This window comes from Halegenticoccus tardaugens, from assembly GCF_004116405.1.
In the GTDB taxonomy this organism is placed as follows: domain Archaea; phylum Halobacteriota; class Halobacteria; order Halobacteriales; family Haloferacaceae; genus Halegenticoccus; species Halegenticoccus tardaugens.
In genome coordinates this window covers 115,523-142,277 of sequence record NZ_SDIC01000004.1, presented here as the reverse complement: position 1 = coordinate 142,277, position 26,755 = coordinate 115,523, and the positions used below count along the sequence as shown (strand labels likewise).

Sequence of the window (26,755 nt, the reverse complement as noted above, 5' to 3'; positions counted from 1 at the left end):
TGGACGGTACCATACAACAATAGCACGTCGAATGGACCGTTCGCGGAACGAGCCGCTCGTGAGAGCCGTGGACCGCGCGTCGCGACCGACAGAGCCGATCAGTCTGCGGCGAATCCGCCGTCCGCGGCCGCGCGCTCGAACACGGCGTCGAAGTCGACGAGCCGCGGACCGGACTCGACGGGGCGGATTTCCACCCGCGCGTCGCGCACTTCGAGTTCGCGCTCGCCGTCGGCGCTCACGACGCCCGACGGCACGTCGAACGTCGCCGGTTCGTCGGGAGCGAGCCGCCGCCACTCCGCGACGCCGACGCGGTCGACCACTCCGGGCACGGTAATCGCGCGCACCGCCCGCGGCGTCTCCGCCGGCGGACCGAACCAGAGGCCGACGCCGCCGGGGTCGTCGGGACCGCACCGCGTCAGCATTCCCGCGACGCCCGAGAGTCCGATCTCCGAGGGCGACGCGCGGGAGACGACGCCGCCGAGGTAGTCGGCCGCGTCGAGGATCGCCCGCGTGCCGACGAACGGCCTGTCGAGCACGCCGACGGTCGCGAGCCCGCGGACGCTCCGCTCGCCCTTCTCGCCGACCACGCGAGCCTCGACCGACCCGTGCCGGACGGTCGTCTCCTCGGTCGCCACGGCGCCGGTCGCGACGAGCGCCGCGGCGGCCCCCGCGACGGTGCCGTCGACGGGAGTCGGAACGACGTTGTTCGTGCCGGTCGAGATGCCGACGACCGGCACGTCGCCGATCTCGGCGGCCACGTCGCGGGTCGTCCCGTCGCCACCGAGGACGATCACCGCGTCGGCGTTCGACCGAAACCACGCGGCTGCGCGGCGGGTGTCCGCCGCCGAACCCTCGACTGAGATGTCGAGGAGGTCGACCGCGAGGCCGTCGGACGCGTCGTCGACCAGACGACGGCCGAGTCCGCCGCGATCGGGCATCACGACGACCCCGACCGGATCGGGCGCGAGCGCCAGGCCTTCGAGGGCGCAGCCCGCGGTCCGGCGCTTCGCGTAGTTGTCGCTCACGCTCGCCCCGCCCGTGAGCCGTCGAATGTCGCGGCCGGCGGCCGGGTTGACGACGAGACCGACCGTGGCGGTCACGACCGGACCCCGGTGCGATCGTCGATCACGCCACGTTCTCGATCGCCTCGCGCACGTCGTCGGCGTCCGGGAGCACCTCTCGTTCCAATGCCGGGCTGAACGGGACGTGCGTGTCCGGCACGCCGACCCGCTGCATCGGCGCGTCCAGGCTGTAGAAGGCGTCGTCGTTGACGCGCGCCATCACCTCGGCGTGGACGCCGTACGACAGCGGACTCTCGTCGGCGACGATAAGCCGGCCCGTTTTCCCGACGCTCTCGACGATCGTGTCGGTGTCCATCGGGTACAGCGAACGGAGGTCGATCACCTCGACGCTCACGTCGCCGGCGAGGTCGTCGGCCGTCGACAGCGACTCGCCGACGAGCCGCTGCGTCGCCACGACGGTCACGTCGTCGCCCTCGCGTTCGACGCTCGCCTCGCCGATCGGGACCGTGAAATCAGGATCGGTCGGCACCTCGCCCTCCTGCTCGTAGATCATCTTGTTCTCGAAGAAGAACACCGGGTCGTCCGACCGGATCGCCGACTTCAGGAGTCCCTTCGCGGCCTCGGGCGTGCCGGGCGTCACCGCGAAGAGGCCGGGGAAGTGCGCGAACCAGGTGTGGACCGTACCGGAGTGCTGGCTCGCGGCCCCCATCCCGCCGCCTTCGGTGGTTCGGACGGTGACGGGCATGTCGGTCTTCCCGCCGAACATGTAGCGCATCTTCGCCATCTGGTTCATGATCTGTTCCATCGGTACGCCGAGGAAGTCCGAGAACATGATCTCGACCACCGGGCGGGAGCCGGTCGCGGCCGCACCGATCCCCGCGCCCATGAATCCCGCCTCGCTGATCGGCGTGTCGCGGATCCGCTCGTCGCCGAACTCGTCGAGGAGGCCGTCGCTCACGTCGAAGACGCCGCCGAAGGTGGCGACGTCCTCGCCCATGAGGAAGACGCGCTCGTCGCGCTTCATCTCCTCTCGGATCGCGGCGCGGATGGCCTCGCGGATGGTCATCGTCTCGGTCCCTCGAACCTCCTGTCCGGATCGCGCCTCGGCGCTCATCGACTCTCACCGCCGTCGGTCCGCGCCTTCCGTGCGAATCGTTCGATCTCCGGGACGCTCGCGGCGAACATGTCGTCGTACGCCTCGCTCGGCGCGGGATCCGCCGCCTCCCGCGCGGACGCGACGGCGTCCTCGACGACGCGTTCGACCTCCGATCGCAGTTCGTCGTAGTCGTCCTCCGTGAGGGTTCCGGCGTCGACGAGCCGCCGCTTGAAGCTCTCGATCGGGTCACGCTGTTCGCGCCACGCTTCCACGTCCTCCTCCTCGCGGTACGGCTGGTGGTCGCCCTCGAAGTGGCCCCGGAAGCGGTACGTGTCCGCCTCGATGAGCGTCGGGCCGTCACCGGAGATCGCGCGCTTTCGGGCCTCGGAAACCGCTTCGTACACCGCGGTGACGTCCATCCCGTCGACGGTGAATCCGGGGATGTCGTACGCTTCCGCCGTCTCGCTCAGGTTCTGGACGTTGTGTTGCATCTCGACCGGCGTCCCTTCACCGAACTTGTTGTTCTCGACGAGGAAGATCGACGGCAGGTTCCACGTGGCCGCGAGGTTGATGGCCTCGTGAACCTGTCCCTGCGCGACGGCGCCGTCCCCGCAGAACGACAGTCCGACCCGTTCTTCGCCCTGCAACTGCGCCGTCAGCGCCGCACCGGCGGCGAGCGGTGGTCCGGCCCCGACGATGCCGTTCGCCCCGAGCATCCCGGCGTCCACGTCGGCGATGTGCATCGATCCGCCTTTGCCGTTGCAGTAGCCGTCGCGCTTTCCGAACAACTCGGCCATCATTCGCTTCGGATCGAGTCCCTTCGCGATGCAGTGTCCGTGCCCGCGGTGGGTGCTCGTGATGTAGTCGTCGTCTTCCAGGGCGGCGCACGCGCCGACCGCGACCGCCTCCTCGCCGATGTAGAGGTGGACGAACCCCGGGATCTCGCCGTCGGCGAAGAGATCGCCCGCGCTGCTGTCGAACTCCCGAATCGTGAGCATCCGACGGAGGATCTCCGTTTGACCCTCCGCCGATTCCATGTCTGTTGACACCATGGTACACGGTTATATCACCATCGTCGATGATAGATGTTGTGCAACGCCTCAACGGGGCAGAATTCGGACGGGAGCCGCCGTGGGGAATTCTTTTCGGAGCGCGGCGACAAGACGGGGTATGACTTGTCCGACGCGCGCGGAGGGAGGCGGCCGGCGATGAACATGCTCGTCGACGGCGAGTGGCGGACCGACGCCTACGAGTCGACGAATGACGAGGGCGAGTTCGACCGACAGGAGACGACGTTCCGCGACCGGATCGAAGCCTCCCCGGACGCGACGTTTCCCGCCGAGGCCGGGCGGTATCACCTCTACATCTCCCGTGCGTGCCCGTGGGCTCACCGGACGGCGATGACGCGGGCGCTGAAGGGCCTCGACGACGCGGTGTCGCTCTCGCTCGTCGAACCCGTCCGCATCGACGACGGCTGGGAGTTCTCGGCGGCGTTTCCGGACCCGTTGTACGGTGCGGAGTATCTCCGCGACATCTACGTGAAGGCGGATCCATCGTTCACGGGTCGGGTGACGGTTCCGGTTCTGTGGGATAGAGAAACGGAGACGATCGTCAACAACGAGTCGGCGGAGATCATGCGGATGCTCGACACCGAATTCGGCGAGGTCGCCGAACGCGACGTCGACCTCTACCCCGAGGGGTACCGCGACGACGTCGACCGGATCATCGGGGAGATCTACGAACCGATCAACAACGGCGTCTACCGTGCCGGCTTCGCCGACACGCAGGAAGCGTACGACGACGCGGTGCGTGGGTTGTTCGACGCGCTCGATCGCTGGGAGAACGTGCTCGACGGGCGGCGGTACCTCGCGGGCGAGGTGCTCACCGAGGCGGATCTGGCGATGTTCGCCACGCTCGTCCGGTTCGACCACGTCTACCACACCCACTTCAAGTGCAACCGCCGGGCGATCCACGAGTACCCGAACCTCTGGAACTACACGAAGGAGCTGTACGGGCTCCCCGGAATCGCGGAGACGGTGAACGTAGAGCACATCGTCCGGCACTACTACGAGAGCCACGGCGACGTCAACCCGAAGCGCCTCGTGCCGATCGGCCCGGACATCGACTTCTCCGAACCGCACAACCGCGACCGACTCCCGGGAGGGCCGCCGCGATCCCTCGTCGAGTGAAGTCCGGAGGCGAAGCTGCCGAGTGGTTTGCGAACAGGCGGCGCGCGTTCGACGCGAGGCGGGCCGCCGCGCTCCCGCAAACCGCCTCGCGGTAAGTCGTCAACGCACGGGCCGTCTGGCCGCCCGATCGTATATAAACCTCAGCCCGGCTCGGGGAGGTACACGAGCGCCTCCGGGTTCTGGTACGGCTCGACTTCGAGCCGCCCGCTCTCGCGGTACTCGGTGAGCAGACTCTCCGACGATCGGCGGTCCATCCCGGCGATCGACTCCGCCGCGAGCAGCACTTCGTCGCGCCTGAGCTCGGTCCGGCCGGTCTCTTCCAGCATGACCTCCACGAGCGCCCGGAGATCGCCCTCGTCGAACCGTTCGTGCCAGGTCGGCGGGTAGGCGCTGACGTTTCCGCCGATACGGTAGTACACGTCACCCTCGCGCCACGACTCGTCGTCGACGGTCTTGCGCTCGATGTCGCGATCGGACAGCGCGACGTCGTACCCCAGCCGTTCCGCGTAGGCGTTGAGGAGTTCGAGCGGAATTCCGGGGTGATATTCCGGATGGTGTCGTTCGAGCACCCTGATCATGTGCGGCCCGTGCTGGGTCTCGTGCTCTCTGAGTTCGGTCAGCACCGCCTCGTCGACCTCGATCCCCCCGTCCGTGCAGTCGTTCGGCATGGCTCACGGTACGGCGCGGAAGTCGATAAGCCGTGGGTCGAACCTCCACGTCTGCGGGAATTTCGCACCTGCGAGACCGTCGTCGGACGACTACGCGTTTTCTGGGGGGCGATCGTCCTCGGTTTCGGGACCGCACCCTCGGATGGCGCGCTCCGCCGCGTCGAGCGCGCGCTCCGGATCGAACGCCGCCACGACGGCCTCGAGTTCCTCACGGGAGGCGTCACGGAGTTGCCGCGCGTGCCGCGTCACGTTCGGGAGGGCGCGGACGACGTTGTCGACGATCGGGATCGTCGCCGACCGCGCGGACCGCGACATGGGATTGAGGTCGATCACGATCTCCGTCTTGCCCATCGCGGAGAGCGCCTCGGCGCGGTCGCCGTCTTCGAGCGGCACGACCACGACGTCGGCGTCGCCGATGCCGTCAGCGTCGACTTTCGCGCGCTCGTGGGAGATCCCCGGGATCCGCCCGTCTGCGGTCAGTCCTTTCACGCTCGCTGCACCGTGTTCGCGGAGGTGCGTCGCGATGGCCGCCATCCGCCCGTCGGTCCGGTTGAAGAGGTTAACCTCGACGTCGGCGTCGACGGTTTCCGCGAGCGCGACTGTCTCGTCGGGGGCGAGCGCGGCCACGTTTCCGTTCACGGAGATGACGGGGTGCCGGGCGAGGAGCAACGCCGCGGCGGCGGCCCGTTCGGCCTCGTCGGCGCTCGCGATGGTGCGCTCGCCGAGGAGGTAGTCGAACGCCTCGCCGCGACCCTGCGCGATGAGCCCCTGTCTGCTCGTGATCCCCTTTTCCACCCCCGCCTCGATCCGGTGGCGCGTCACCAGCGACTCGCGCCGCGGGTGGTCGTCGGGGATCTCGACATCGCTCATACCGACTGTTGGCGGCTCGCGGGAAAAAGTCCGTCATTTCGACCGGCGGGTTCCGCGATCGGCGGTCGGGCGACGAGCCGACCCGCGGCGATCCGGAACACGACGGCCCGCTCGGACGCTGACCGTCACTCGCCGCGGGTCGTGATCGACGCGCCCGTCGAGTGCGACCGGCAGGCCGAGGCGTCGTACCCGGCGTCAGTGAGGCCGGTCCCGAGGGCGAACACCGTCCGACCCAACATCGCCATCGACGCGTCGCCGCCGGCCTCGCTCACGTCCCGAATCGTCGACTCCACCTCCGGCGTCAGCAGCGTCGCCTCCCGAGCGAATCGCCGGGAGGCAGACACGAGCCGCGGAAGCGTCGGCTCCTCGACCAGTCGAGAGAGCGCACGTCTCCCCGCGATCGAGAGACGCTCCGTGTCCCCTGAGAGAACGTCCTCGGTGGAGAGGTCGCCGAACGTGACGTATTCGATCCGCGTACGGTCCGGAATCCCGTCGAGCAGGCCGTGGTCCGGCGCGCCCGGTTCGAGGCGGATCGGGATGCCGCCACGGGCCTGCGCCACCACGTCGCCGAGCCCCGTCCCGGACTGCACCTCCGCGCCGTGGGCGACGGTCGCGAGTTCGTTCTCCGAGAGGCCGCAGTCGAACGCGGCGTTGGCCGCGAGGGCCGTTCCGAGCGCCATCGCGCCCGAGACGCCGAAGCCCGCACCGAGCGGGAGGTCGCTCGCGGCGTCGACGCGTGCGCGCACCGACAGCGCGTCCAGCACCCGCTCGACCGGCTCCATGCGCACCCGAGAGCCGTTCAGCGAGACGCGTTCGGATCCCGACGGCCGGACCGTCACCGTCACGCCGTCGGAGAGGGTTATGCCGGCACCGCGCGACCCGGCTCGGGTCGGGTCGTCCGCCGGGTGGGCGCTGAAAAAGCCCGTGACGTGGCCGGGGACGAACGCGGCTACCTCGTCGCTCATGGACGGTCAAACGGCGAGGCCCCGATTAATCGTTGTTATCTGTCCCGGCGCGCGGGGCGTTCGCGCCGACGGGGGGACCGCGCTCACCCCCGTTCGTCGAAGTACTTCTCCGTGAGCCGAATCCGCGCGTTGGGGTGCTGTTCGGCGTCCGCCACGACGTAGCCCTCGTCGCCGAGGGCTTCGAGTTCGGCCGCGGCCTCGCCACGATCTTTGTCGCCGATGACGGTCGCCGCGGTCAGCAGGACGTCCTCGGGCACACCCGCGCCGGCGCCGCCCGTCTCAAAGGCGTTCTCGCTGTCGTCGACGTCTTCGAGGATGACCTCGACGTACCGCGAGAGGTACGTCTCGTCCGCGAGCCGGTCGTACCACGACGCCGGGTAGAGCCCGACCCGGTCGTCGCCGAGCCGGTACAGCCGATCCCCGCCGGACCACGTCCCGGCGTCGACGAGGCGACTGTCGAGCGTTCCCTCGACCTGCTCTTCGCTCATCGGACCGCCGGCGGCGTCGATCGCCGCCGCGTACGCCCGAAGCCGATCGACCGGTACGCCCGGCTCCGGGTCGCGCTCGTGCCGTTCGACGAGCGCGAGGAGGTTTTCGAGGACGAACGCGTCGCCCCGGCCCGCCGCCTCGTCGATGACGTGCTCGTTCAGATCCGACATACGCCGAGTGGGGACCTGAGTCGAATAAACGGCGTGGCCGACGTTCCGAACGGACCGAGCCCCGAGGCGCGCTTTCTGGGAGCGCCAGCGGTCGTCCCCCGGTCAGGTGCTGGACCGCCGCCGCACGAGGGCGGAACGGGCGAACGGAAGGAGCAACGACGCGAGTGCGAGTACGAGGATGGCCAGGGTGATCGGCCGAGCGACGAAGATCGAGGGGGAACCGTCGGAGATCGTGAGCGCCCGGCGAAGGTTCGACTCCGCGATCGGTCCCAAGATGAGTCCGAGCACCATGGGAGCGAGCGGATAGTCGTCGATTCGCATCAGGTACCCGAGCAACCCCGCACCCAGCATGACCCAAACGTCGAAGAGGGTTCCCTGGAGCGCGAACGCCCCGACGACGCAGAGGACGAAGATCGCCGGCCAGAGGAATCGAGCGGGGAAATTTATCAGCTGTGCCCAGTAACGGGCCCCGACGAGACCGAACGCGAGGATGAAGAGGTAGACGACGAAGAACCCGACGAAGATCGCGTACACCAGCGCTGATTCGTTCTGGAACAGCCCCGGGCCGGGACGGACGTTGTGGACCATGAGCGCGCCGATCAGTATCGCCGTCACCGAGTCGCCGGGGATGCCGAGCGTGAGCGTCGGGATCAGCGCACCGCCGGTGCTCGCGTTGTTGCCCGACTCGGCGGCCGCGACGCCACGAACGTTGCCCTCGCCGAACGACGGAGCGGCGTTTTTCGCCCACCGCTTCGCCTCGTTGTACGTGACGAACGAAGCGATGTCGCCGCCCGCACCGGGTATCGCTCCGATAAACGCGCCGACGACGCTCGACCCGAGCGTCACTCCGGAGATCTCTTTCACGTCCGAAATTGACGGGAAGACCCCGCTCAGGCGCTGTCTGACGGCTTCGGTTTCGATTCCGACCTCGTAGCGATGGAGACCCTCGGCGACGCCGAACAGGCCGATCATCACGGCGATGAACTGTACGCCCGCGGTGAGTTCCGCCACGCCGAACGAAAACCGGGGATAGCCGAGCATCGGATCCAGCCCGACCGTCGCGAGTAACATACCGAGCAGTCCGGAGATGAGCCCCTTCACGAGGGAGTCGCCGCTCACGCTGGCGATGATCGTCAGCCCGAAGAACGCCAGCGCGAAGTACTCGGCGGAGCCGAATTCGAGCGCGACCGCGGCCACTTCCGGCGCGAGGAGTGTCAGGACGACGATGCTGACGGCCCCGCCGACGAACGAGGCGATCGTCGCGATCGAGATCGCGCGGTCGGCGTCGCCGCGTTTAGCCAGGGGAAAGCCGTCGAACACGGTCGCGGCGGCGCTCGGCGTCCCCGGAGTGCGGATCAGTATCGCCGGGATCGATCCGGCGTAGAGTGCGCCGCCGTAGATGCCGAGAAGGAGCATCATCCCCTCCGCCGGTTCCATTCCGAACGTGAACGAGACGAGCACCGCGACGGTCATGGTGGCGGTCATGCCCGGCAACGAGCCCATCGTGATCCCCACGAGCACGCCCACGACGATGAGCGCGAGCGCGAACGGCTGGAACACCAAAAGCGCCCCCTGAACGAGATTCGCAACGAGACTCACCTAGCCGAACACCCCCAGAATCAACGGGAGATCCGGCAGGAGCCGGGAGATGGGAAGGACACTGCTCTCCGGAAGAGGGACGTGCAGGAAGGAGACGAACACGTAGAACAGGAGCAGAGAGATTCCGAGCGCGATCGGGCCCGACGTTCGAACGGAGTCGACGCCGGAGTACCACATGAAGGAGATCAGAAAGACGATCGTCCCGACGAGGAACCCGAAGATGGGCATCGTCGCCACGTACAGCGCGACGAACGCGAGCGGAATCCCGACTCGTCGAACGTTCTCTCGGGTCACTCGATGCGTGGACGTCCGTTTTCCCGCGGTTCTCTGGGCGATTTGGACGATCGCCAGCAGCGCGATGCTCGTCGCGATGAGACGGGGGAAGAACGCTGGTCCGGGCGCGTCCGTCGGCCCCGAACGGAAGTCGCCGCTCGCTACGAACACGCCGACCGCCAACGCGAGCAGGAGGATCGCGGCGACAGTATCGCTGTGTCGAAGTTCGAAAGACATGGTCGAGACGGGATCTCACGCGGACAGGTCGAGCTGGTCGACGATCTTTCCGAACCGGTCGAATTCCGCGTCCATGAACTCGCCGAACTCCTTCGTGTTGCGGTAGACGAGCCCGAACCCGTTCTCCTCCATGAACGAGCGGAAGTCGTCGGAGTCGTACACGCTCTTGAACGCGCCGTGGAGCGCCTCGATCCGCTCCTGCGGGGTGTCCTTCGGGACCGTCAATCCGCGCCACGCGCCCATCTCGAAGTCGTACCCCAGTTCCTTGAACGTCGGAACCTCGGGGAAGATGTCGACCCGGTCGTCGCCCATCACGCCGAGGACGGTGAGCGGTCCGTCCGTAACCTGAGAGGCCACCTCCGCGGCGCTGGCCGCCGTCGCGTCGACCTCGCCGTTGACGACGGCCTTGGTCGCCGGCGAGCCGCCGTCGTAGCCGACGTGCTCGACTTCGATCCCGGCCTCCCGAGCGAATCCGGCGGCCGAGAGGTGCCAGATGGCACCGGTTCCGGAGTTCGAGACGTTGATCTCGTTCGGATTGTCCTTCGCGTAGTCGACGAACTCGTCGAGCGAGCCGTAGGGCGCGTCCTGCGGGACGGTGAGCGCCGCCGGGTCGAAGTTGTACTGCAGCACTGGAGCGAGATCGTCCGGCCCGACGCCGGCGATGTCGAGGTGGGAAATCGTACAGATTTCGACGGTGGTTATGCCGAGCGTGTGCCCGTCGGGATCGGCGTTCGCGATCGCGTTGAATCCGACGCTCCCACTCCCACCGGTCTGATTCGTGACGAAAAGCGACGTTTCGAGCCGTTCTTTCCCCAACTCAGCGAGCTTTCGTCCCGTTCGGTCCGTCCCGCCGCCGGCGGACCACGGACAGACCATCTCGATCTTCTCGCTCGGAAACTGCTGTTCGTCCGAATCGAGTTCGTCGAGGTTGTCGAGACAGCCCGCCAGCCCGACGAGTCCCGTCCCGGCCGCCGCGCCGACGAATTGCCGCCGAGTGAAGGCGTCGCGCTGTCGCCTCATGGCTTCGGACCCGCGTGATCCCCCGAGCGGCCGTTCCATGGTCTATCCGCCGCAGTTCGAGTGAGATTCACACTCATGCCGAGGGATATATAAGAACTACCATAATATAAGTTTCTGTTACAAAACCGAGAGACCAACGTTTATCGGCTCGGACGTAAGAGGCGACGCCGTCTCTCCGCCCGCTCCGCGACGAGCCCCCAGCTCGACGGCGGCGCCTTCGCCTACGGGCTCAGCCGCTGTCTGTCTCGCGGGAACAACACCGCCTCGCGGATGTTCGGCAGGTCGAGCATCGTCATGACGAGCCGTTCGACGCCGTAGGCCCACCCGGCGTGCGGCGGCATGCCGTACTTGAACATCTTCGTGTAGTACTCGAACTGGTCCGGGTCGAGCCCCTGCTGTTCGAAGCCCGCGACGAGTTTCTCGTAGCGGTGCTCGCGCTGGCCGCCCGAGACCAGTTCCATGCGCGGGTGCATCAGGTCGAACCCCTTCGACAGCTGCGGGTCCTCGTCGTAATCCTGGATGTAGAACGGCTTGATCTCGCTCGGCCAGTCCGTGATGAAGTAGTGCCCGCCGACATCCTCGCCGAGCGCCTTCTCCGCCTCCGTCGAGAGGTCGTCGCCCCAGACGAGCTGCTCGTCGAGCGCGCCGGTGGCGTTGATGCGCTCTATCGCCTCCTCGTAGGTGAGCCGCGGGAAGTCGCCCACCGGAACCTCGAAGTCCTCGTACCCGAGGATTTCGAGCTGCTCGGCGCAGTTCTCGGCGACGGCCTCGTAGGCGGCCTTCAGCGTGCCCTCGCAGACGTCCATCGCCTCCTCGTGGTCGACGAACGCCGACTCGAAGTCGATCATCGTCGCCTCGTTGAGGTGGCGGGGGGTGTTGTGCTCCTCGGCGCGGAAGATCGGACCGATCTCGAAGACGCGCTCCAGCCCCGATCCGACCATCAGCTGCTTGAACAGCTGCGGCGACTGGTTCATGAACGCTTCGCGCCCGAAGTAGGTGATCGGGAACAGCTCGGTGCCGCCCTCGGTGCCCGTGGCGACGATCTTCGGCGTGTTGATCTCCGTGGACCCGACCGAGCGGAAGTACTCGCGGACCGCCCGGAGCACCTCGGCGCGGATCTCGAACACCGCCTTCACCTCCTCCTTTCGGAGGTCGAGCGTCCGGTTGTCGAGCCGCGTGGAGAGTTCGGCGTCGACCTTCCCCGACGGGTCGAGCGGGAGGTCGGGGGCCGCCTCCGCGACGACGTCGACGGACTCGGGCACGATCTCCACGCCGGTCGGCGCGCGCGGCTCCTCCTCGACGTCGCCGGAGACCGTGATGACGCTCTCGCGGTGGACCCCGAGGCCCGTCTCGACGAGGTCGTCGTCCATCTCTTCCTTCTCGAATTTGACCTGGATCTTTCCGGTCGCGTCCCGGAGGATCAGGAAGGCGATGCCGCCGAGGTCGCGGATCTCGTGGACCCACCCGGCGACCGTGACCGTCTCGCCTGGTTCGGCGTCGGCCGTGTGCGTTCGATCCTTCATGTCCCCCGATTCTTGACGCCGCGTCTTAAACTCGGCCGTTTCGTTCCGACCCCGCCCGCGCCGTCCCCCAGTGGAGGACCGCGAATTGATATGTGCGGCCCGCGTAGGCGAACGCGATGCCAGAAGAAACCCTGTTTTCCGTCGAGCAGTCGATGGATCGCGGCGAGATCGCGGACTACCTCCGCGCCGTCGCGGACGCGGTCGAGGAGAACGGCGAACTCACGCTCGACGCGGGCGAGCAGCACCTCGACGTGGCCATCCCGTCGCGGCCGACCTTCGAGGTCAAAGCGGAGCGGGAGACGTCGAGCGGCGGCGGTCCGGCGGAGCTGAGCGTCGAGTTCGAGATCGAGTGGGACGAAGGCGACGAGGAGGGCGGCGACGGCGGCGACGGAACGCTGACGATCGGGTAGGTCGCCGCCGGGCCGTCGACCCACCTCCCGACCGTCGAACCAGAACCGCGATCGCGACGGGAGTGAGCAAGCTTCATTCCGCTGGTGCGTGAGACACCGAACATGGTCGCAGACGGACTCGACGAACTCGACCGTTACATCATCCACTCCCTCCAGTTGGACGCTCGCAACACCCCCGCCCGGGAGATCGCGGAGGCGATGGACGTCTCGCCGAGCACGGTCCGAAACCGCATCCACCGGCTCGAAGAGGAGGGGTACGTCAGGGGGTACCACCTCGATATCGACTACGAGCGGGCGGGCTTTCAGCTCTACACGCTCATCATCTGCACCGCGCCCATCCCCGACCGCGAGCGGCTCGCACAGGAGGCCGTCGAGGTTCCCGGGGTCGTGAGCGTCCGGGAGATCATGACCGGCGCGGGCAACGTCCACATCGTCGCGGTCGGAACCGACAGCGACGACCTGAGCCGCATCGGGCAGGACCTGAACGCGCTCGGGTTCGAGATCGTCGACGAGGACATCGTCCGAAACGAGTACTCCCACCCCTACCACGGCTTCGCGGGCGACGACTCGCGGTCGAACTGAAACGAGCGTTCAGGAGGTGACGCGCTCCTTGTGGGCGTCCTTGACCCCGCGAACCGTCTCGCGGACGGCGTCCGCGCCCTCGTCGTGCAGGAGGTTACCGACGACGATCGTGTCGGCGTTTTCGCCCATGGTGTGCGCCGATTCGTAGTCGTGGATGCCGCCGCCGTAGAACAGGGTCGCGTCGTCGAGCGCGTCCCTCGCGGCGGCGACCTTCTCGGGGTCGCCGAACGCGCCGGAGTACTCGATGTAGACGATCTCCTGGCCGAACATCTTCTCGGCGACCGCGGCGAACGACGCGACGTCCTCGGCGCTCTGATCGCAGTCGGCGTCGGTGTACTCCGCGACGGAGGAGTCCGGGTTGAGGACGATGTAGGCCTCGGTGTGGGTTCGTTCCCAGTCGAGGCCGCTCTCGATCCGAACCCACTCCTTGTGCGCGCCGGTGATCCAGAACGCGTCGCGCGAGTTGAACACCGTCGGGATGAGGTAACCGTCGAGCGCCTCGTCGTCGATCACCACGCCGGGGTTCGACGGCTCCTGATACAGCGGCACGTCGTACGTCGCGCAGGCGTCGATGACCGCGCGCATCTTCTCTTTCGTCATGCCGGTCGTCCCGCCGATCTCGATCGCGTCGGTGCCGGTCGCGCAGACGTCCTCGAACGTCTCGTCGTCCACGAGTTCCTTGTCGGGATCGATCTTGGTGATGTGATCCCAGCCTTCCCAGGGATAGCTCATTGCGGCACTCTACTCCGGGGAGGAATTAAAAAGCCCGCGGAACACCTGCTCGCTCGTCGCAGTCGAGCCCGCGCGCCCTCTCGAACCCCCGACGGCCGCATCCAGTCGGTCGGTTCGGGGCGGGCGGGAGCCGCGCACCGGGGCCCGGACGAATCCCGTCGACGCGGGCCGCTGACGGACAGTCGTCGATACCTGACTGTCGTCGGACCACGGCTGTGGCCGAAATGATGAAGCGTCGACGAGAACACGTTTCAGGCCAGCGATGGGCGAAACGAGGCGACGGTACGTCGAGGCGTTCCGAAGCACGGTGACCGGCGAAGGGGCGACGCGACGAGGGATCGAGTTCGCGCTCGCGCTCTGCGTCGTCTACGCGGTCGGGATCGCCGCGTTCTCGTCGGCCGGCGTCGAACTCTCGCCGTCGCAGATCGCGTTTCTCGCGACGGTCGGCGCGCTCGCGTTCGAACTCGTCCGTCCGGTCGTCTTCGCGCTCGCCGTCGCGGTCGCGGTCCACGTCCTCTCGTGGCCGTCGGCGACGAAAGGGGACTTCTCGACGACCGTCGTTCACCTCTCGTGGGGGTTCGTGCCCGTCTTCCTCCTCGGCGTCGCCGAACTCGGCTACTACCTTTCCCCGCTCCACTCGCCGGGCGACCGGGGCCTCGAAGCGATGACGCGGTACCTGCGAGCGCCCGCGGCGGAGTCGTCGCTCCTCGCGGTCGGCGCGGCCGTCGCGCTCTTTTTCGCGATCTTCGCGTGGATCTTCGGCGCGACGCGCGCCAGGGGAATCTCGGTCGCGCGCTCGGCCGTCATCGTCGGGGTCGCCGTTTCGGGGCTGTTGCTCGTCGGCTTTCCGTAGAGACCCCGGGCGTTGCGGACGACGGTTCCACCTAATCCGCCTTCGCCTGCCACTTCCGCACGGTGTCCGCGCCCACTCCCTCGACCGTCTCGGCGAGGTCGTCCGGGTCGGCGTCCTTCAGGCCGGCCACGTTCTCGATGCCCGCCTCCTTCAGTTTCTCCGCGGTCTTCTCGCCGATGCCCTGGATCGCCTCCAGTTCGGAGCCGTTCTGCCGGGCCTGGTACTCCCGGTAGTTGCAGATCGGACAGCCGAGCTCCCACGGCTCGTCGCCGTTGTGGACGAGCAGGTGCGGCAGCCCGTGTTCGTCGCACGTCTCGTCCGTCACTTCGATCTCGCCGCGGCGCGGCAGGGGTAGCGAGTACTCGCAGTCGGGATAGCGCGTGCAACCGACGAGTCGCGCCCCGGAGCGGAGGTGTTTGATCGCGAGCTCGCCGCCGTGGTCGTCGCCGCACTCCGGGCACGCGCCGATGACCTCGTCCTCCCGTTCGTCGGCCTCGTCCGCCTTACACTGCGGACAGCCGTGGGTGAACGTCTTGCGCCCGGCGAGCATCTTCACGTGCCGCAGCTCGTGCTCGTCGCACGTCTCGTCGAGGATGAGCGGCTTGCCGGTCGAGGGGAGCGGGAGCGTGTATGTGCAGTCGGGGTAGCCGTCGCAGCCGACGAAGTACGAGCCCCGCCGACTCCGCCGGACCAGGAGGTCGCTGCCGCAGTCCGGACACGGACCGAGCGTCTTGTCCGCCTTGAGCGATTTCTGGAGGTGGTCGCCGAGCTCCTCGCTCGACTCCATCAGCTCGTCGAACACCGCGTCGAGGATCTCGCGGGACTCGTCTGTCACCTCCTCCAGCGTGATCTCGCCGTCCGCGATGGCGTTCATGTCCTCCTCCAACCGGGCGGTCATCTGCTCGCTGACGATGAGGTCCGCGAACTCCTCCGCGGCCTCGACGACCGCCCGCGCGAGCCGCGTGGGCCGCGGCGGGTCGCTCTCGATGTAGCCGCGGTCGTACAGCTTCTGGATCACGTCGTGGCGCGTGGCTTTGGTCCCGATCCCCATCGACTCCATCGTCTCGATGAGCCGCGACTGGCCGTAGCGCCGCGGCGGCTGGGTCTGTTTCTCCTCCAGCCGCGTGTCCGTGACGGCGAGTTTCTCGCCCTCCTCCACGTCGGGGACGAAGCTCTCCGTGTTGTTGAAGTACGGGTACACCGCGTGGTACCCCTCTTTCACGAGCCGCTTGCCGTTCGTCTTCAGCGACAGGTCCTCCTCCCCGCCGGCGACGCCGGCGACGACGCGCAGGTGTTCCCACCTCGCCGCCTCGGCGACCGTGGCGAAAAAGCGCCGCACGACGAGTTCGTACACCTCGTACTCGTCCTCCGAGAGGTCGGCGCGGCTCGGCAGCTCGCCCGTCGGGTGGATCGGCGGGTGGTCTGTGGTCTCCTCGTCGCCCGCCATCGGCGTGATCTCCTCCTGCTCCAGGAGCGACTTCGCGTCGTCGCCGAACCGTCGGCTTCCGACGAACGCGTCGAGCAGTTCGCGCGGGTCGAGGTCTGCCGGGTAGACGGTGTTGTCGGTCCGCGGGTAGGTGACGTACCCCGCCGTGTAGAGATCCTCGGCGATGCTCATCGCCCGCTGGGCGGAGTAGCCGATGCTGCTGGCGGCGCGGATGAACTGGGTCGTGTTGAACGGCGCGGGCGGCTTGTCGGTCCGAGTTCGCCGGCGGACCGACTCGACGGACGCGCTCGTCGCCTCCCGGAGCGTCCCGTAGGCCTCCTCGGCGGCGGTTTCGTCCCAGACGCGTTCGGCCTCGTTGTCGTCCTCGTCGAGGTAGAAGTACTGCGCCTCGAACGCGTCCGCGTCGCCGTCGGACTCCTTCAGCAGGTCGGCGAAGAGCTCCCAGTAGTCCTCGGGGTCGAACGCGTCGATCTCGCGCTCGCGGTCGACGATGAGCTTCAGGGTCGGCCCCTGCACGCGCCCGACGCTGATGAAGTCGTTGCCGAGCTGTCGCGCGGAGAGCGAGAGGAAGCGGGTGAGCGCGGCCCCCCAGACGAGGTCGACGATCTGTCGGGCCTCGCCCGCGGCGGCGAGGTCGAAGTCGATCTCGTCCGGGTCGTCGAACGCCTCCGTCACCTCGCGCCCCGTGATCGACGAGAAGCGGACGCGGTCGACGGGCGCGTCCTCGTTCACGTCGCGGACGAGTTCGTAGGCCTCCTTGCCGATCAGTTCGCCCTCGCGATCGTAGTCCGTCGCGATCGTCACGCGCGAGGCGTCCCGAGCCAGCCGCCGGAGGGCGCGGACGATGTTCTCCTGGGTCGGTTGCTTCGAGATCGGCGCGTCGATGAGCTCGACCGGTTCGACGTCGCGCCAGTCGTTGTACTCCGGCGGGAAGTCGATGCCGACGACGTGCCCCGACAGCCCGATGCAGCGCTTTCCGCCCCACTTGTAGACGTTGACGCCGTTCAGCCGCTCGGCGTCGGCGGACTCGCCGCTGAGGATGTCCGCGATCCGTCGCGCGGCGTTGTCCTTCTCCGTGATGATCAGCTCGGGCCCACGACTCATTGAGGGGCCGTAGGAAAAGGGGCGGCCTAAATCTTTCGCGGTTAGACGGGAAAACCGCAAGCAGAGGCGGTCGTGCGCGCACGAGTGCGCGGGAGCGGGGTCGCCGACAGTCGCATTGGACCGCCACCGGCGGCCGCGTCGAACCCCCGCCGGCGACCGGGTCGGACGCCGAGCAGTGTCAGACATCTCGCGGTCGAAACCGGTCGCGGTGGCCGGAAGGTGCGTCCTTTTTTGTCGGTTCACCGTGATCGACGGCGTGTCCGGACAAGAGCGCAGCCGAATCGACATGACCACCGGGGCGGTGACGCCGAAGCTCGCCGCGCTCGCGTGGCCGCTCGTCGCCGGAAACCTCCTGCAGACGTTCTACAACCTCGCGGATATGTTCTGGGTCGGGCGCGTGAGCCCCGAGGCCGTCGCGGCCGTCTCGCTCATGTTCCCGCTGTCGTGGATGTTCGTCTCGACGGCGATGGGCATCACGGCGGCGACCATCGCGCTCGTCTCGCAGCACGTCGGCGCGGGACACGACCGCGAGGCGGATCGCGTCGTCGGCCAGACCGTCGTCCTCACCGCCGTCGTCGCCGCGGCGCTCGCCGCGCTCGGCCTCGCCGTCCGCCGACCGCTGCTCGGCGCGATGGGGCTCTCCGGGCGGGTGTTCGTCGAGGCGCTCGCCTACATCGAGGTCATCTTCCTCGCGCTCCCCTTCACGTTCCTGTTCTTCGCCTTCCGCGCCGCCCTCCAGGGAGCCGGCGACACCAAGACCGCCATGTGGCTGATGGTGCTCTCGGCCGGGCTGAACGTCGTGCTCGACCCCCTCCTCATCCTCGGTCCGGGACCGTTTCCGGCGTTGGGGACCCGCGGGGCCGCCGTCGCCACGTTCGTCGCTCGCGGGCTGGCGGCCGCCGTCGGCGTCTACATCCTGCTTCGAGGCGACTGGGGCGTCCGCCTCCGCGTCACCGACCTGCGTCCGGACCGCGCGGTGCTGAGGAAACTCCTCGTCATCGGCTCCCCCGCCACCATCGACGGCTGGGCGCGCAGCTTCGCCGCGGTCGCGATGGCGACCCTCGTCGCGCAGTTCACGGTCGCCGCCATCGCCGCGTACGGAATCGGCGTGCGGCTCATGTCCGTCTCGTGGACCGTCGCCGGGGCGGTCGGGCAGGCCACCGCGACGGGCGTCGGCCAGAACCTCGGCGCGGGGACCCCGGACCGCGCCGCGGCGGTGACGCGGACGGCGACCGTCGGAACCATGGGGCTCCTCTTCGCCGCGGCGGCGCTCGTCGTCGCATTCCCCGACGTCGCGATGCGCGTGTTCGTGAACGACGCCGTCGTCGTCGACGAGGGCGTCGTCTTCCTTCGGATCGTCGCCCCGTTCTGGGCGTTCTTCGGCGGCACGATGGTCGTCCAGGGCGCGTTCCGCGGCGCGGGTCAGACGAAGGTGGCGATGGCGCTGTCGTTCCTCTCGCGGTGGGTGTTTCGCGTCCCGACGGCGCTCGTGCTGTCGTTCGGGTGGACCGTGACGCTGCCGGGCGGCGCGATCGTGACGGCCCTCGGCTGGGGCGTCGACGGCCTCTGGTGGGCGTTCTCCGTCGGCGCGACGGCGGCGTTCGTCGCGGCCGCGCTGTGGTTCAAGCGCGGAGGGTGGCGAACGGCCGTCATCGACCGCGAACCGACGGGGGCGACCGGAATCGTCGAGACCGATTGATGCGGTCGCCGACGAATACGTTGGTGCCGTTCACTCGGACGACGGAGTCGAACGAGACTCGACCGGATCGTGAACCGTCAGCCAGTCGAGTCGCCGCCCGAGCCGTTTGAGACCGGCGTCGTGCGTCCAGAGCGTCGAAACGTCGGTCCGTTCCATCGCAGCCACGACTGAGGCGTCCCGTCCGCCGATTCCGAGGTTTGGGTACGCGTCGAGCAGGGTCGCGGCGGCGCGAACGTCCTCCGGCGAGAGCGCCGCGACCGTCGTGTTTTCGAGGTTCAGAAAGCGCTCGACGGCGTCGGCGCTCTCGGCCAGCTGGTTGTTCAGGTAGTGGACCACTTCCATCTGAAGCACCGTCGTCGTGAAAAGCGGCTCCGCGGAGAGCAGGCGGGTGACGGGCTCGGAGATCGCCTCGTGTTCGGAGAGCTCCGCGTCGAAGTAGTACACCCAGATGTTCGCGTCGAGACAGTACATTCGTCAGCGACCCGTCGGGAGGTCGCCCGTCCAATCCGCCTTCAGGTCGGCCGGGGAGAGTTCGGCCGCGTCGGGCCGACGCGTCGTCTCGGTGATACAGCCGCGCATCGCGTCGACGAACGACTCGCGCGAGATTCGCGGCTTGACGACGATGCGGCCGTCCTCGACGGACACTTCGACGCGTTCGCCCCGCCGCAGGTTCAGCCGATCGGGGATCGATTTCGGAATGGTGACGCGGCCCTTCTCGTCGATGTGACGCTCAGTTCCGTTCGCGCTCGTGTGGTTCCCACCGAAGTAGGAACACGAAGAACTGTTCCGGTGGCTACGCGTCCCACCGCTCTCTGAGCATCGCGTTTACGTCACCGAGATCGGTGGAACCGATCGAACGGAGTCGAAGCGACCGCAAAATAGATTCGTCGGTGAACGCGGCCACCACGCGGGTGGTGTCACTCGGTTCGCATCCCCTGGTAGGCCAGAACGACCCCGACGACGAACACGATCGTGGCCAGGTAGATCGGACCGAGGTGCGTCACCCAATCGTGGGGGAATCCGCCGACCCAGTGCATCGGCAGGGCGATCGCCAGCCCGACGACGGCCGCCACGACGGCGGTGGCCCAGGCCCACCGCAGCCGCTGGCGGACCCCGTACCATGAGAGCGCGGTGACCGCGATCCCCGTGGAGATGATGAACGCCGCCGTGGCGACGTGCAGGTGGCTGATGTAGAACGCCACGGTCGGGTTCAGATCCGCCGGGGTCATCCCGTCGAGGTGAGCGACCCCCAGTTCGAAGCCGCCGCCCACGAAGTTCAAGGCGAGAAAGACGATTCCGTACCCGATGAATCCGACGCCCGCGAGCGCCATCAGCAGGGATCCGTTCCGGAGCTTCCCGTTGAGCCCGAGCTGTTCCTCCCGTTCGCCAGTTACCGATTGTTCCGTTACTCCCATGATCACTTGTGAGCGCCGAGCGAGATGCTCTTGACGCCGTACTTCTGGCACGCGTTCGCCGCCTGATCCGAGATGAACTCGTACGTGGCGTTGTCTCGAACGTCCGTCACCTCGAACCCGGCGGCTTCGATGAGGGTCGTGTAGCGTTCGATCTGTTCGGCTCCGCCGATGCAGGCCGCCCAGAGGTCGGCGTCGGTCTTGATGCTCTCCGGCATCTGTCGTTCGCTGATGATGTCGGAGACCGCGATCCGTCCCCCCGAGGTGAGAACCCGGTTCGCTTCCTCGAACACCCGCGTCTTCTCCGGCGAGAGGTTGATGACTCCGTTGGAGATCACGACGTCGAACGTTCCGTCCTCGAACGGCAGCTCTTCGATGTATCCCGCCTCGAACGAGACGGTGTCCATTCGCGCCTCGTCTCGCAACCCCCGCGCCTTCTCGAGTTGCTCGTCGGTCATGTCCACCCCGGTGACGCTCCCCGACTCGCCGACGTGGAGCGCCGCGACGAACGCGTCCGTCCCCGACCCGCTGCCCAGATCGAGCACGTCGTCCCCCTCCTCGAGGTCGGCGAGGTCGAAGTGGTACCCGACGCCCGCGAAGGATTCGAGGGCTTCCGCGGGGATCCGGTCGAGGTCGCCCGCCGGATAGCCGAGCCGTTCGGCCAGCGGACGACCCATCTCGAAGTGGTACTCCTCGGTCGGCGCCTCCGCGACGTCCCGGTAGACGTTCTTGACCGCCCGCTCGAGTTTTTCGACGTCCAGTGAGTTCGCCATCCGTTCTCACCTTCTCAGTCGTCGGCCCGCGCCTCGGCGGGGGTGGCGACCGTGAGTTCGACGTCCTGGGCGAGCGAGACGAGCGTGTAGACCGGCGCGCGCCGCGCCCACTCGTCGATCCGATCCCCGTCGACGTCCTCGCCTTCGATCTCGATTTCGGCGGTCAGATTCTCGAAGACCCCGCCCGCTTCGTCGAGGTCCGCGAGGCTGAAGAGGACGCCCGGGTCGAAGTCGGTCCGGACGCGCGTCCGGAGACGCTCGACGTCGACGCCGTTCGCGACGGCGTTGATCGTGATGCCGACGTTGATGCACGACGCGAGCGCGGAGAGCGCGACCTCGATCGGCTCCATCCGATCCGCTGAGCCGACCCACCCGCCCGCGTCCAACACTTCCTTCCACCCCCCGTACGGGATCGTGTACTCGCGCGTCTCGCGGGCGATCGTCTCGTCGCCGAGCGTGTACGAGTCGATCCTCGCCAGACTGTGAGCGCAGGTTCCCTCGTAGGTGGAGCGGGCTCCGAGCCCGAGTTGCACTTCGTCGGGGTTCTCGCTCGCGTATTCGGCGAACCCTTCGAATTTGTCGACGTCTACGCCGTGTCTGATTCGCTGGTCGTCTGTCATGGTTTCGTTTCGCCTCCCGGCGGGAGTGGAGACGAGTGCGAGGGTTAGGTAGCTACCTGGTGGCATTTCGGCGACGGCTACCCGTCGTGCAGACGATGAAAGATGGTCACCAGCTGGAGACGGCGCGAGTGGTGGTCACTGGCCGCAGGTCGAGCGTCGTGGTAAGCGGGAAAATAGGGGGTCGAAGCCGGGTATCGTCACACGACCTGCAGGTGGTTCTCCTGCAGTTCCTCGTCCGTGTACTCCCGACCGTGGACTTCTCTCATGTGTTTCTTGGCCAGTTCGATCGCTTCCGCCTCGTTTTCCGATTGGATGATGAACCGGCAGTCGGCCGCCGCCGCCTCGCAGTCTAGTTTGTGTGCATTTGCCATCGGTGGTTCCACCTCGCCGCGAGGGACGGTACGAGTGCGAGAGGGAGGTAGCTATCTGGTGGCGTTGCGGCAGCCGCTGACCGGCGTGCAACCGATGGAGGGGAGTCACCGGTCGAACGCGGAGGCCGACCGCGGTGCGGATTCGCCGCCCCCGAGCGAGCCACCGACGCTCTCGGAGGGAGTCCGGGGCGCGAAAACAGCCGACTCGGCGCCCTCGCACACCGGGCGCCCCTAGCGTCACTCCGCGACCGTTTCGAGGGGGATCGTCGGCGCGCGTCGGTAGGACCTGTAGACGGATTCCGCCCACTCGCGGGCCTCCGACGCGTCGGTGTCGACCAGCACGCGAACCGTCACGCTGTCGGGGTCGTAGCCGCTGACCGCGATTCGGCTGTCGAGGATCCCGACTCCGTAGGGCGGTAGCGCGTCGTGCAACCGGACCGTGAGATTACCGCTCTCGAGGGTCTCGGCGAACAGCTCCGGACAGGTCGAGCGGATGTATCTGGCCACGCGCGGCGGATCGACGATCTCCGCCTCCATGCCGTCGACGATCCGCCGGCAGAGCTCGTCCTTGCACGGCTCGAACAACGCCACGTCGAATCCGACGAACCGAAATCGGTCCGTCTCCCGCAGCAGGGACGTGAATCGATTCGCCGGACGGTACGGGTCGTCGGCGTCGGCGACCGTCACGACCGCGTCGGAGCACATCTCGATCGTGAACCCGCTCTCCTCGCCGGGGAGCCAGTGCCAGACGTCCCGGAGCCGCCGCTCGGTTTCGACCCGTTCGATCACCTCGACCATCGCGGCGGCGACGAACGCGCCCAGCGGCGTCGCCTCGAACTGATACCCGTTCTTGCGGACCCAGTTGCGGTCTTCGAACTCCCGGAGCGTCCGGCGGATCGTCGACGACGAAACGCCGGTCAGCTCCCACAGTTCGGATCGACTCCGGGGACGTACCGTCAACGCGAGAAGAGTTGGAACGCGGTGTTCGGCCCGCGTGAGGTACCCGACGTCGTCGATCGGCGAATCCGTGCCATTCCGTATCGTGTTATTTGGTGGCATGAATCTAGTACATGGTCACCCGCTATAGCTATTCCTCCGCCGGACAGTCAGCGCCGAGGCCGGACGCTACCCGCGCGTCGAACGGTGCCGGGTCGGAAGGTGAACGATCGCCACGTTCGAACGTCGTTAGCACGAACACGGCCGAGCCGTCACGGAATCGTCGGGAGTACCGGTCAGGATTATCTCGAGCCGATCACGCTCGGAGAGCTCGGACGGTCACTCCACCGCCGATTCGAGCGGTCGGGCCTCGCGTCGGTACGACTCGTACGTCGCTTCCGCCCACTCGCGCACCTCCGGGGCGTCGGTGTCGATCAGCACCTGGACGGCCCCGCTGTCGAGATTGTAGCCGGTGATGCTGATCCGGTCGTCGAAGAGACAGAGCCCGTAGGCCGGTAACTTCTCGTGTACCCACACCGCGAGATTGCCGCTTCCGAGGGTCTCCGAACAGTAGTCCGGGTAGGTCGAGAGGACGTACTTCGAGACGTAGGGTGGATCGATGATCTCCGCCACCATTCCGTCGGCGATTCGCCGTCGGAACAGGTCACGACACGGTTCGAACACGGCCAGATCGGATCCGAGGAGTCGAAATCGATCGGCCGTTTCCAGCAGCGAGACGAACCGGTTCACCGGGCAGTACGGGTCGGTCGCCGAAGCGACCGTCACGACCGCATCGGCGAACGTGTCGATCCGGAGATCTTCCGCTTCGACCGAAAGCCAGTCCCAGACGTCGCGAAGCTTCCGCTCGGTCTCGATCCGTTCGATCAGCTCTGCCATCGCGGCGGCGACGAACGCGCCCAGCGGCGTCGCCTCGAACTGATACCCGTTCTTGCGGACCCAGTTGCGGTCTTCGAACTCGCCGAGCGTCCGACGGATCGTCGACGACGAAACGCCGGTCAGCTCCCACAGTTCGGACCGACTCCGGGGGCGCTCCGTGAGGGCGAGGAGCGTCGGAACGCGGTGGTCGGCCCGCGTGAGGTACGCGATATCGTCGATCGACGATCCCGTGCCACCCGGGTATTTGGAATTTGATAGCATGGATCATGTACATGGTCGGGCTGTATAGCTATTCCTCCGCCGGACAGTCAGCGCCGAAATCGGAGCGGAGTCGTTCACGCCGGAGGGGCTCGTGCAGTCACTCGACGACCGATTCGAGCGGCCGAGCCTCGGATCGGTACCGCTCGTACGTCGATTCCGCCCACTCGCGGGCGCTCGGCGCGTCAGTGTCGATCAGCGCCCGAACCGTTCCGCTGTCCTGATCGTTGCAGCTGACGGCGATGCGGTCGTCGAAGAAGCCGATCCCGTAGGGGGGCAACTCGTCGTGTGACAGGACCGAGAGATTGCCGCTTTCGAGCGGTTCGGCGCAGTGATCCGGATACGTCGAGAGGATGTACTTGGCACCGCTCGGCGGATCGACGATCTCCGTCTCCATGCCGTCGACGATCCGCTGTCGGAGCACGTCTTTGCAGGGTTCGAGCAAGGCGACGTCGAATCCGACGAACCGGAACTCGTTCGTCCTCCCGAGTAACGACGTGAATCGGTTCACCGGACGGTACGGGTCGTCGGGTTTCGCGACCGTCACGACCGCGTCGGAACACATCTCGACCGTGAACCCGCTCTCCTCGCTCGGGAACCAGTCCCAGACGTCGCGAAGCTCCCGCTCGGTCTCGATCCGTTCGATCAGTCCCTCCATCGCGTCCGTGACGAACGCCCCTAACTGCGTCGTCTCGTACCGGTAGCCGTTCCTGCGGATCCAGTTTCGGGTTTCGAACTCCCGGAGCGTCCGGCGGATCGTCGACGACGAAACGCCGGTCAGTTCCCACAGTTCAGATCGACTTCGAGGGCGAACGCTCAGCGCGACGAGCGCCAGGGCGCGGTGTTCGGACCGCGCGATGTACCCGACGTCGTCGATCGGCGAATCCGCGGCGCTGAGTGTCCCGCCCTGAGCGGTCATGCTACGTGTTGTCATGATCTGCGTGCAGACCTATAGCTCATTCTGTTGGCTCGATGATCGATCCGACCCCTGTTCGCGAAACGAGAGCGCCCGTGCGGTCCGCTACTCGTCCAGCCGCGCTCTGAGCTTCGCGTTCACGTCGCCAGGGTCTGCGCTCCCGCCGGTCTTCCGCATGACCTGCCCGACGAGGAAGTTGATCGCCCCCCCTTCGCCGTCGTAGTAGTCCTCGACGGCCCCGGGGTGCTCGTCGATCGCCTCCGCGACCGCCCTGTCGACCTCGTCCTCGTCGACGGTGCCGAGCCCCTCCGCCTCGATGATCGCGTCGGGCGTCTCGCCGTCGTCGAGCATCCGCCTGAGGACGACCTCCTCGGCGTTCTTTCGGGTGATGTCGCCGGCGTCGACGAGTTCGACGAGGCGCGAGAACTCGCCGAGCCGCCCCTCCACGTCCGCGATCTCCATGTCGCGGTAGTTGAGTTCGCCGAGGAGGTTGTCTGCGACCCACGTCGCCGCGAGGTCGGGGTCGAACGCCGCCGCGACGTCCTCGTAGAAGTCCGCGACGGCCTTCGTCGAGGTGAGCTTCGAGGCCGACTCGGCGTCGAGCCCGTACTCCTCGCGGAAGCGCTCGCGGCGGGCGTCCGGAAGCTCCGGGATCGATATCTCCTCCTTCCAGCCCGACACCCGAAGCGGCGGGAGGTCGGCCTCCCTGAAGTATCGGTAGTCCTTCTCCGCCTCCTTCGAGCGCATCGAGACGGTGATGCCGCGGGACTCGTCCCAGTGACGCGTCTCCTGTTCGATCGCGCGACCGCGCTGGATGGCGTTCTTCTGCCGGGTCACTTCGTAAGCGAGCGCCTTCTCCGCCCCCTTGTGGCTGGAGATGTTCTTCACCTCGGTCCGGTTCGCCGCCGCGAGCGCCTCCTCGTCGATCGATCCGTCGGCGTCGATCTCGTCGGCGGGCACCATCGAGATGTTCGCGTCCACGCGGAGGCTGCCGTCGCGCGTCGAGTCGAACACGCCGAGGTACTCGAGCACCTCCTCCAACTTCGCGAGGAAGCGGCGGGCCTCCTTCGGGCTGCGGAAGTCCGGTTCGGTGACGATCTCCATGAGCGGCGTCCCCGCGCGGTTGTAGTTGATCAGCGTGTAGTCGGCCGTGTCGATGCTGCCGCCCTTGTGCTGGAGGCTGCCCGGGTCCTCTTCGAGGTGGGCCCGGCTGACGTTGATCGCGCGGCGCTCACCCTCGATCTCGACCTCGATCGTCCCGTCGCGGCAGATCGGCGCGTCGTACTGGGTGATCTGGAAGTTCTTCGGGAGGTCGGGGTAGTAGTAGTTCTTCCGGTGGAAGTTCGTCTCCTCGGGGACGTCCGCGGAGATCGCCTTGCCGACCTTCACCGCCGCCTCGACCGCCGCCTCGTTGAGCACGGGGAGCGCGCCGGGCAGGCCGAGACAGACCGGACACGTGCGGGTGTTGGGCGCTTCGTCTGCCGCCGCCTCGGTCGAACAGCCGCAGAAGATCTTCGTGTTCGTCTCGAGCTGGACGTGGACCTCCAGCCCGATGACGACGGCGAGATCGCGCTGTTCGAGCGCCTGAGCAGTCATCGGTCATGGTAAACCTGCGCCGGGCTAA

General features: G+C 67.5%; 28 protein-coding genes. 5 read left to right on the top strand and 23 right to left on the bottom strand.

Annotated elements, in window-relative coordinates:
* Positions 1–98: 98 nt before the first annotated feature.
* The 3 genes from C3L37_RS11610 to C3L37_RS11600 are packed head-to-tail and all read right to left on the bottom strand — an operon-like array spanning position 99 to position 3,170.
* Positions 99–1,100 carry an NAD(+)/NADH kinase gene (locus C3L37_RS11610; RefSeq protein ID WP_129114781.1) on the bottom strand — a complete coding sequence of 334 codons (1,002 nt, stop codon included), beginning with the start codon at positions 1,098–1,100 and terminating at the stop codon, positions 99–101.
* Positions 1,101–1,125: 25 nt separating this feature from the next.
* Positions 1,126–2,136 (bottom strand): alpha-ketoacid dehydrogenase subunit beta, encoded by a 1,011-nt coding sequence (locus C3L37_RS11605; RefSeq protein WP_129114780.1) that lies wholly within the window; start codon positions 2,134–2,136, stop codon positions 1,126–1,128.
* Positions 2,133–3,170 carry a thiamine pyrophosphate-dependent dehydrogenase E1 component subunit alpha gene (locus C3L37_RS11600; protein ID WP_129114779.1) on the bottom strand — a complete coding sequence of 346 codons (1,038 nt, stop codon included), beginning with the start codon at positions 3,168–3,170 and terminating at the stop codon, positions 2,133–2,135. The genes C3L37_RS11605 and C3L37_RS11600 overlap by 4 nt, the downstream gene beginning before the upstream one ends.
* 156 nt (positions 3,171–3,326) lie before the next feature.
* Between C3L37_RS11600 and C3L37_RS11595 the strand changes: the two genes are divergently transcribed.
* On the top strand, positions 3,327–4,307 hold the full coding sequence (locus tag C3L37_RS11595) for a glutathione S-transferase family protein (protein ID WP_129114778.1): 981 nt from the start codon (positions 3,327–3,329) through the stop codon (positions 4,305–4,307).
* Positions 4,308–4,447: 140 nt separating this feature from the next.
* Here the strand turns inward: C3L37_RS11595 and C3L37_RS11590 are convergent, their stop codons facing one another.
* The 8 genes from C3L37_RS11590 to aspS all read right to left on the bottom strand — a co-directional run bounded on the left by C3L37_RS11590 (position 4,448) and on the right by aspS (position 12,121).
* A complete protein-coding gene (locus C3L37_RS11590) occupies positions 4,448–4,975 on the bottom strand; it encodes a hypothetical protein (RefSeq protein WP_129114777.1) in 528 nt (175 codons plus the stop codon).
* Positions 4,976–5,065: 90 nt separating this feature from the next.
* Positions 5,066–5,845 (bottom strand): 4-phosphopantoate--beta-alanine ligase, encoded by a 780-nt coding sequence (locus C3L37_RS11585; RefSeq protein WP_129114776.1) that lies wholly within the window; start codon positions 5,843–5,845, stop codon positions 5,066–5,068.
* A 125-nt stretch (positions 5,846–5,970) separates the two neighbouring features.
* On the bottom strand, positions 5,971–6,810 hold the full coding sequence (locus tag C3L37_RS11580; protein ID WP_129114775.1) for a pantoate kinase: 840 nt from the start codon (positions 6,808–6,810) through the stop codon (positions 5,971–5,973).
* Positions 6,811–6,893: 83 nt separating this feature from the next.
* Positions 6,894–7,469, bottom strand: a complete 576-nt coding sequence (locus C3L37_RS11575; protein WP_129114774.1) for a hypothetical protein — start codon at positions 7,467–7,469, stop codon at positions 6,894–6,896.
* Positions 7,470–7,571: 102 nt separating this feature from the next.
* Positions 7,572–9,068 (bottom strand): tripartite tricarboxylate transporter permease, encoded by a 1,497-nt coding sequence (locus tag C3L37_RS11570; RefSeq protein WP_129114773.1) that lies wholly within the window; start codon positions 9,066–9,068, stop codon positions 7,572–7,574.
* On the bottom strand, positions 9,069–9,578 hold the full coding sequence (locus tag C3L37_RS11565; RefSeq protein WP_129114772.1) for a tripartite tricarboxylate transporter TctB family protein: 510 nt from the start codon (positions 9,576–9,578) through the stop codon (positions 9,069–9,071).
* Positions 9,579–9,593: 15 nt separating this feature from the next.
* The gene (locus C3L37_RS11560; protein ID WP_129114771.1) at positions 9,594–10,598 is read right to left on the bottom strand and encodes a Bug family tripartite tricarboxylate transporter substrate binding protein; all 1,005 of its coding nucleotides are present in this window, start codon (positions 10,596–10,598) and stop codon (positions 9,594–9,596) included.
* A gap of 221 nt (positions 10,599–10,819) precedes the next feature.
* Positions 10,820–12,121, bottom strand: a complete 1,302-nt coding sequence (aspS, locus tag C3L37_RS11555) for an aspartate--tRNA(Asn) ligase (RefSeq protein ID WP_129114770.1) — start codon at positions 12,119–12,121, stop codon at positions 10,820–10,822.
* A 116-nt stretch (positions 12,122–12,237) separates the two neighbouring features.
* On the opposite strand from aspS, the gene C3L37_RS11550 reads away from it, so the two are divergent.
* A complete protein-coding gene (locus C3L37_RS11550) occupies positions 12,238–12,531 on the top strand; it encodes an amphi-Trp domain-containing protein (protein ID WP_129114769.1) in 294 nt (97 codons plus the stop codon).
* A 102-nt stretch (positions 12,532–12,633) separates the two neighbouring features.
* On the top strand, positions 12,634–13,113 hold the full coding sequence (locus tag C3L37_RS11545) for an Lrp/AsnC family transcriptional regulator (protein WP_129114768.1): 480 nt from the start codon (positions 12,634–12,636) through the stop codon (positions 13,111–13,113).
* Positions 13,114–13,122: 9 nt separating this feature from the next.
* On the opposite strand, the gene C3L37_RS11540 is transcribed toward C3L37_RS11545, so the two are convergent.
* On the bottom strand, positions 13,123–13,845 hold the full coding sequence (locus C3L37_RS11540; protein WP_129114767.1) for a phosphoglycerol geranylgeranyltransferase: 723 nt from the start codon (positions 13,843–13,845) through the stop codon (positions 13,123–13,125).
* 262 nt (positions 13,846–14,107) lie between these two features.
* Between C3L37_RS11540 and C3L37_RS11535 the strand changes: the two genes are divergently transcribed.
* A complete protein-coding gene (locus C3L37_RS11535) occupies positions 14,108–14,698 on the top strand; it encodes a hypothetical protein (RefSeq protein WP_129114766.1) in 591 nt (196 codons plus the stop codon).
* Between the two features lie 31 nt (positions 14,699–14,729).
* Here the strand turns inward: C3L37_RS11535 and C3L37_RS11530 are convergent, their stop codons facing one another.
* Positions 14,730–17,249, bottom strand: a complete 2,520-nt coding sequence (locus tag C3L37_RS11530; protein ID WP_129114765.1) for a DNA topoisomerase I — start codon at positions 17,247–17,249, stop codon at positions 14,730–14,732.
* A gap of 256 nt (positions 17,250–17,505) precedes the next feature.
* On the opposite strand from C3L37_RS11530, the gene C3L37_RS11525 reads away from it, so the two are divergent.
* The gene (locus C3L37_RS11525) at positions 17,506–18,948 is read left to right on the top strand and encodes an MATE family efflux transporter (protein ID WP_323740464.1); all 1,443 of its coding nucleotides are present in this window, start codon (positions 17,506–17,508) and stop codon (positions 18,946–18,948) included.
* Between the two features lie 30 nt (positions 18,949–18,978).
* On the opposite strand, the gene C3L37_RS11520 is transcribed toward C3L37_RS11525, so the two are convergent.
* The 10 genes from C3L37_RS11520 to gatB form a co-directional block, all read right to left on the bottom strand.
* Positions 18,979–19,419: a type II toxin-antitoxin system VapC family toxin gene (locus C3L37_RS11520; protein WP_129114764.1), complete on the bottom strand. Its 441-nt coding sequence runs from the start codon at positions 19,417–19,419 to the stop codon at positions 18,979–18,981.
* Between the two features lie 3 nt (positions 19,420–19,422).
* A complete protein-coding gene (locus tag C3L37_RS11515; RefSeq protein ID WP_129114763.1) occupies positions 19,423–19,671 on the bottom strand; it encodes an AbrB/MazE/SpoVT family DNA-binding domain-containing protein in 249 nt (82 codons plus the stop codon).
* Between the two features lie 194 nt (positions 19,672–19,865).
* Positions 19,866–20,363 carry a hypothetical protein gene (locus C3L37_RS11510; protein WP_129114762.1) on the bottom strand — a complete coding sequence of 166 codons (498 nt, stop codon included), beginning with the start codon at positions 20,361–20,363 and terminating at the stop codon, positions 19,866–19,868.
* Between the two features lie 2 nt (positions 20,364–20,365).
* Complete coding sequence (locus C3L37_RS11505; protein WP_129114761.1) at positions 20,366–21,133, bottom strand: methyltransferase domain-containing protein; 768 nt, start codon at positions 21,131–21,133, stop codon at positions 20,366–20,368.
* 14 nt (positions 21,134–21,147) lie between these two features.
* Entirely contained in the window at positions 21,148–21,753 is a 606-nt protein-coding gene (locus C3L37_RS11500) for an OsmC family protein (RefSeq protein WP_129114760.1), read from the bottom strand.
* Positions 21,754–21,950: 197 nt separating this feature from the next.
* Complete coding sequence (locus C3L37_RS11495; protein ID WP_129114759.1) at positions 21,951–22,124, bottom strand: DUF1059 domain-containing protein; 174 nt, start codon at positions 22,122–22,124, stop codon at positions 21,951–21,953.
* A 237-nt stretch (positions 22,125–22,361) separates the two neighbouring features.
* Complete coding sequence (locus C3L37_RS11490) at positions 22,362–23,183, bottom strand: helix-turn-helix transcriptional regulator (RefSeq protein ID WP_129114758.1); 822 nt, start codon at positions 23,181–23,183, stop codon at positions 22,362–22,364.
* Between the two features lie 216 nt (positions 23,184–23,399).
* Complete coding sequence (locus tag C3L37_RS11485) at positions 23,400–24,218, bottom strand: helix-turn-helix transcriptional regulator (RefSeq protein WP_129114757.1); 819 nt, start codon at positions 24,216–24,218, stop codon at positions 23,400–23,402.
* A gap of 97 nt (positions 24,219–24,315) precedes the next feature.
* Positions 24,316–25,134, bottom strand: coding sequence for a helix-turn-helix transcriptional regulator (locus tag C3L37_RS11480; protein ID WP_129114756.1), 819 nt, complete (start codon positions 25,132–25,134; stop codon positions 24,316–24,318).
* 102 nt (positions 25,135–25,236) lie between these two features.
* Positions 25,237–26,727: an Asp-tRNA(Asn)/Glu-tRNA(Gln) amidotransferase subunit GatB gene (gene gatB, locus C3L37_RS11475; protein WP_129114755.1), complete on the bottom strand. Its 1,491-nt coding sequence runs from the start codon at positions 26,725–26,727 to the stop codon at positions 25,237–25,239.
* Positions 26,728–26,755: the final 28 nt, after the last annotated feature.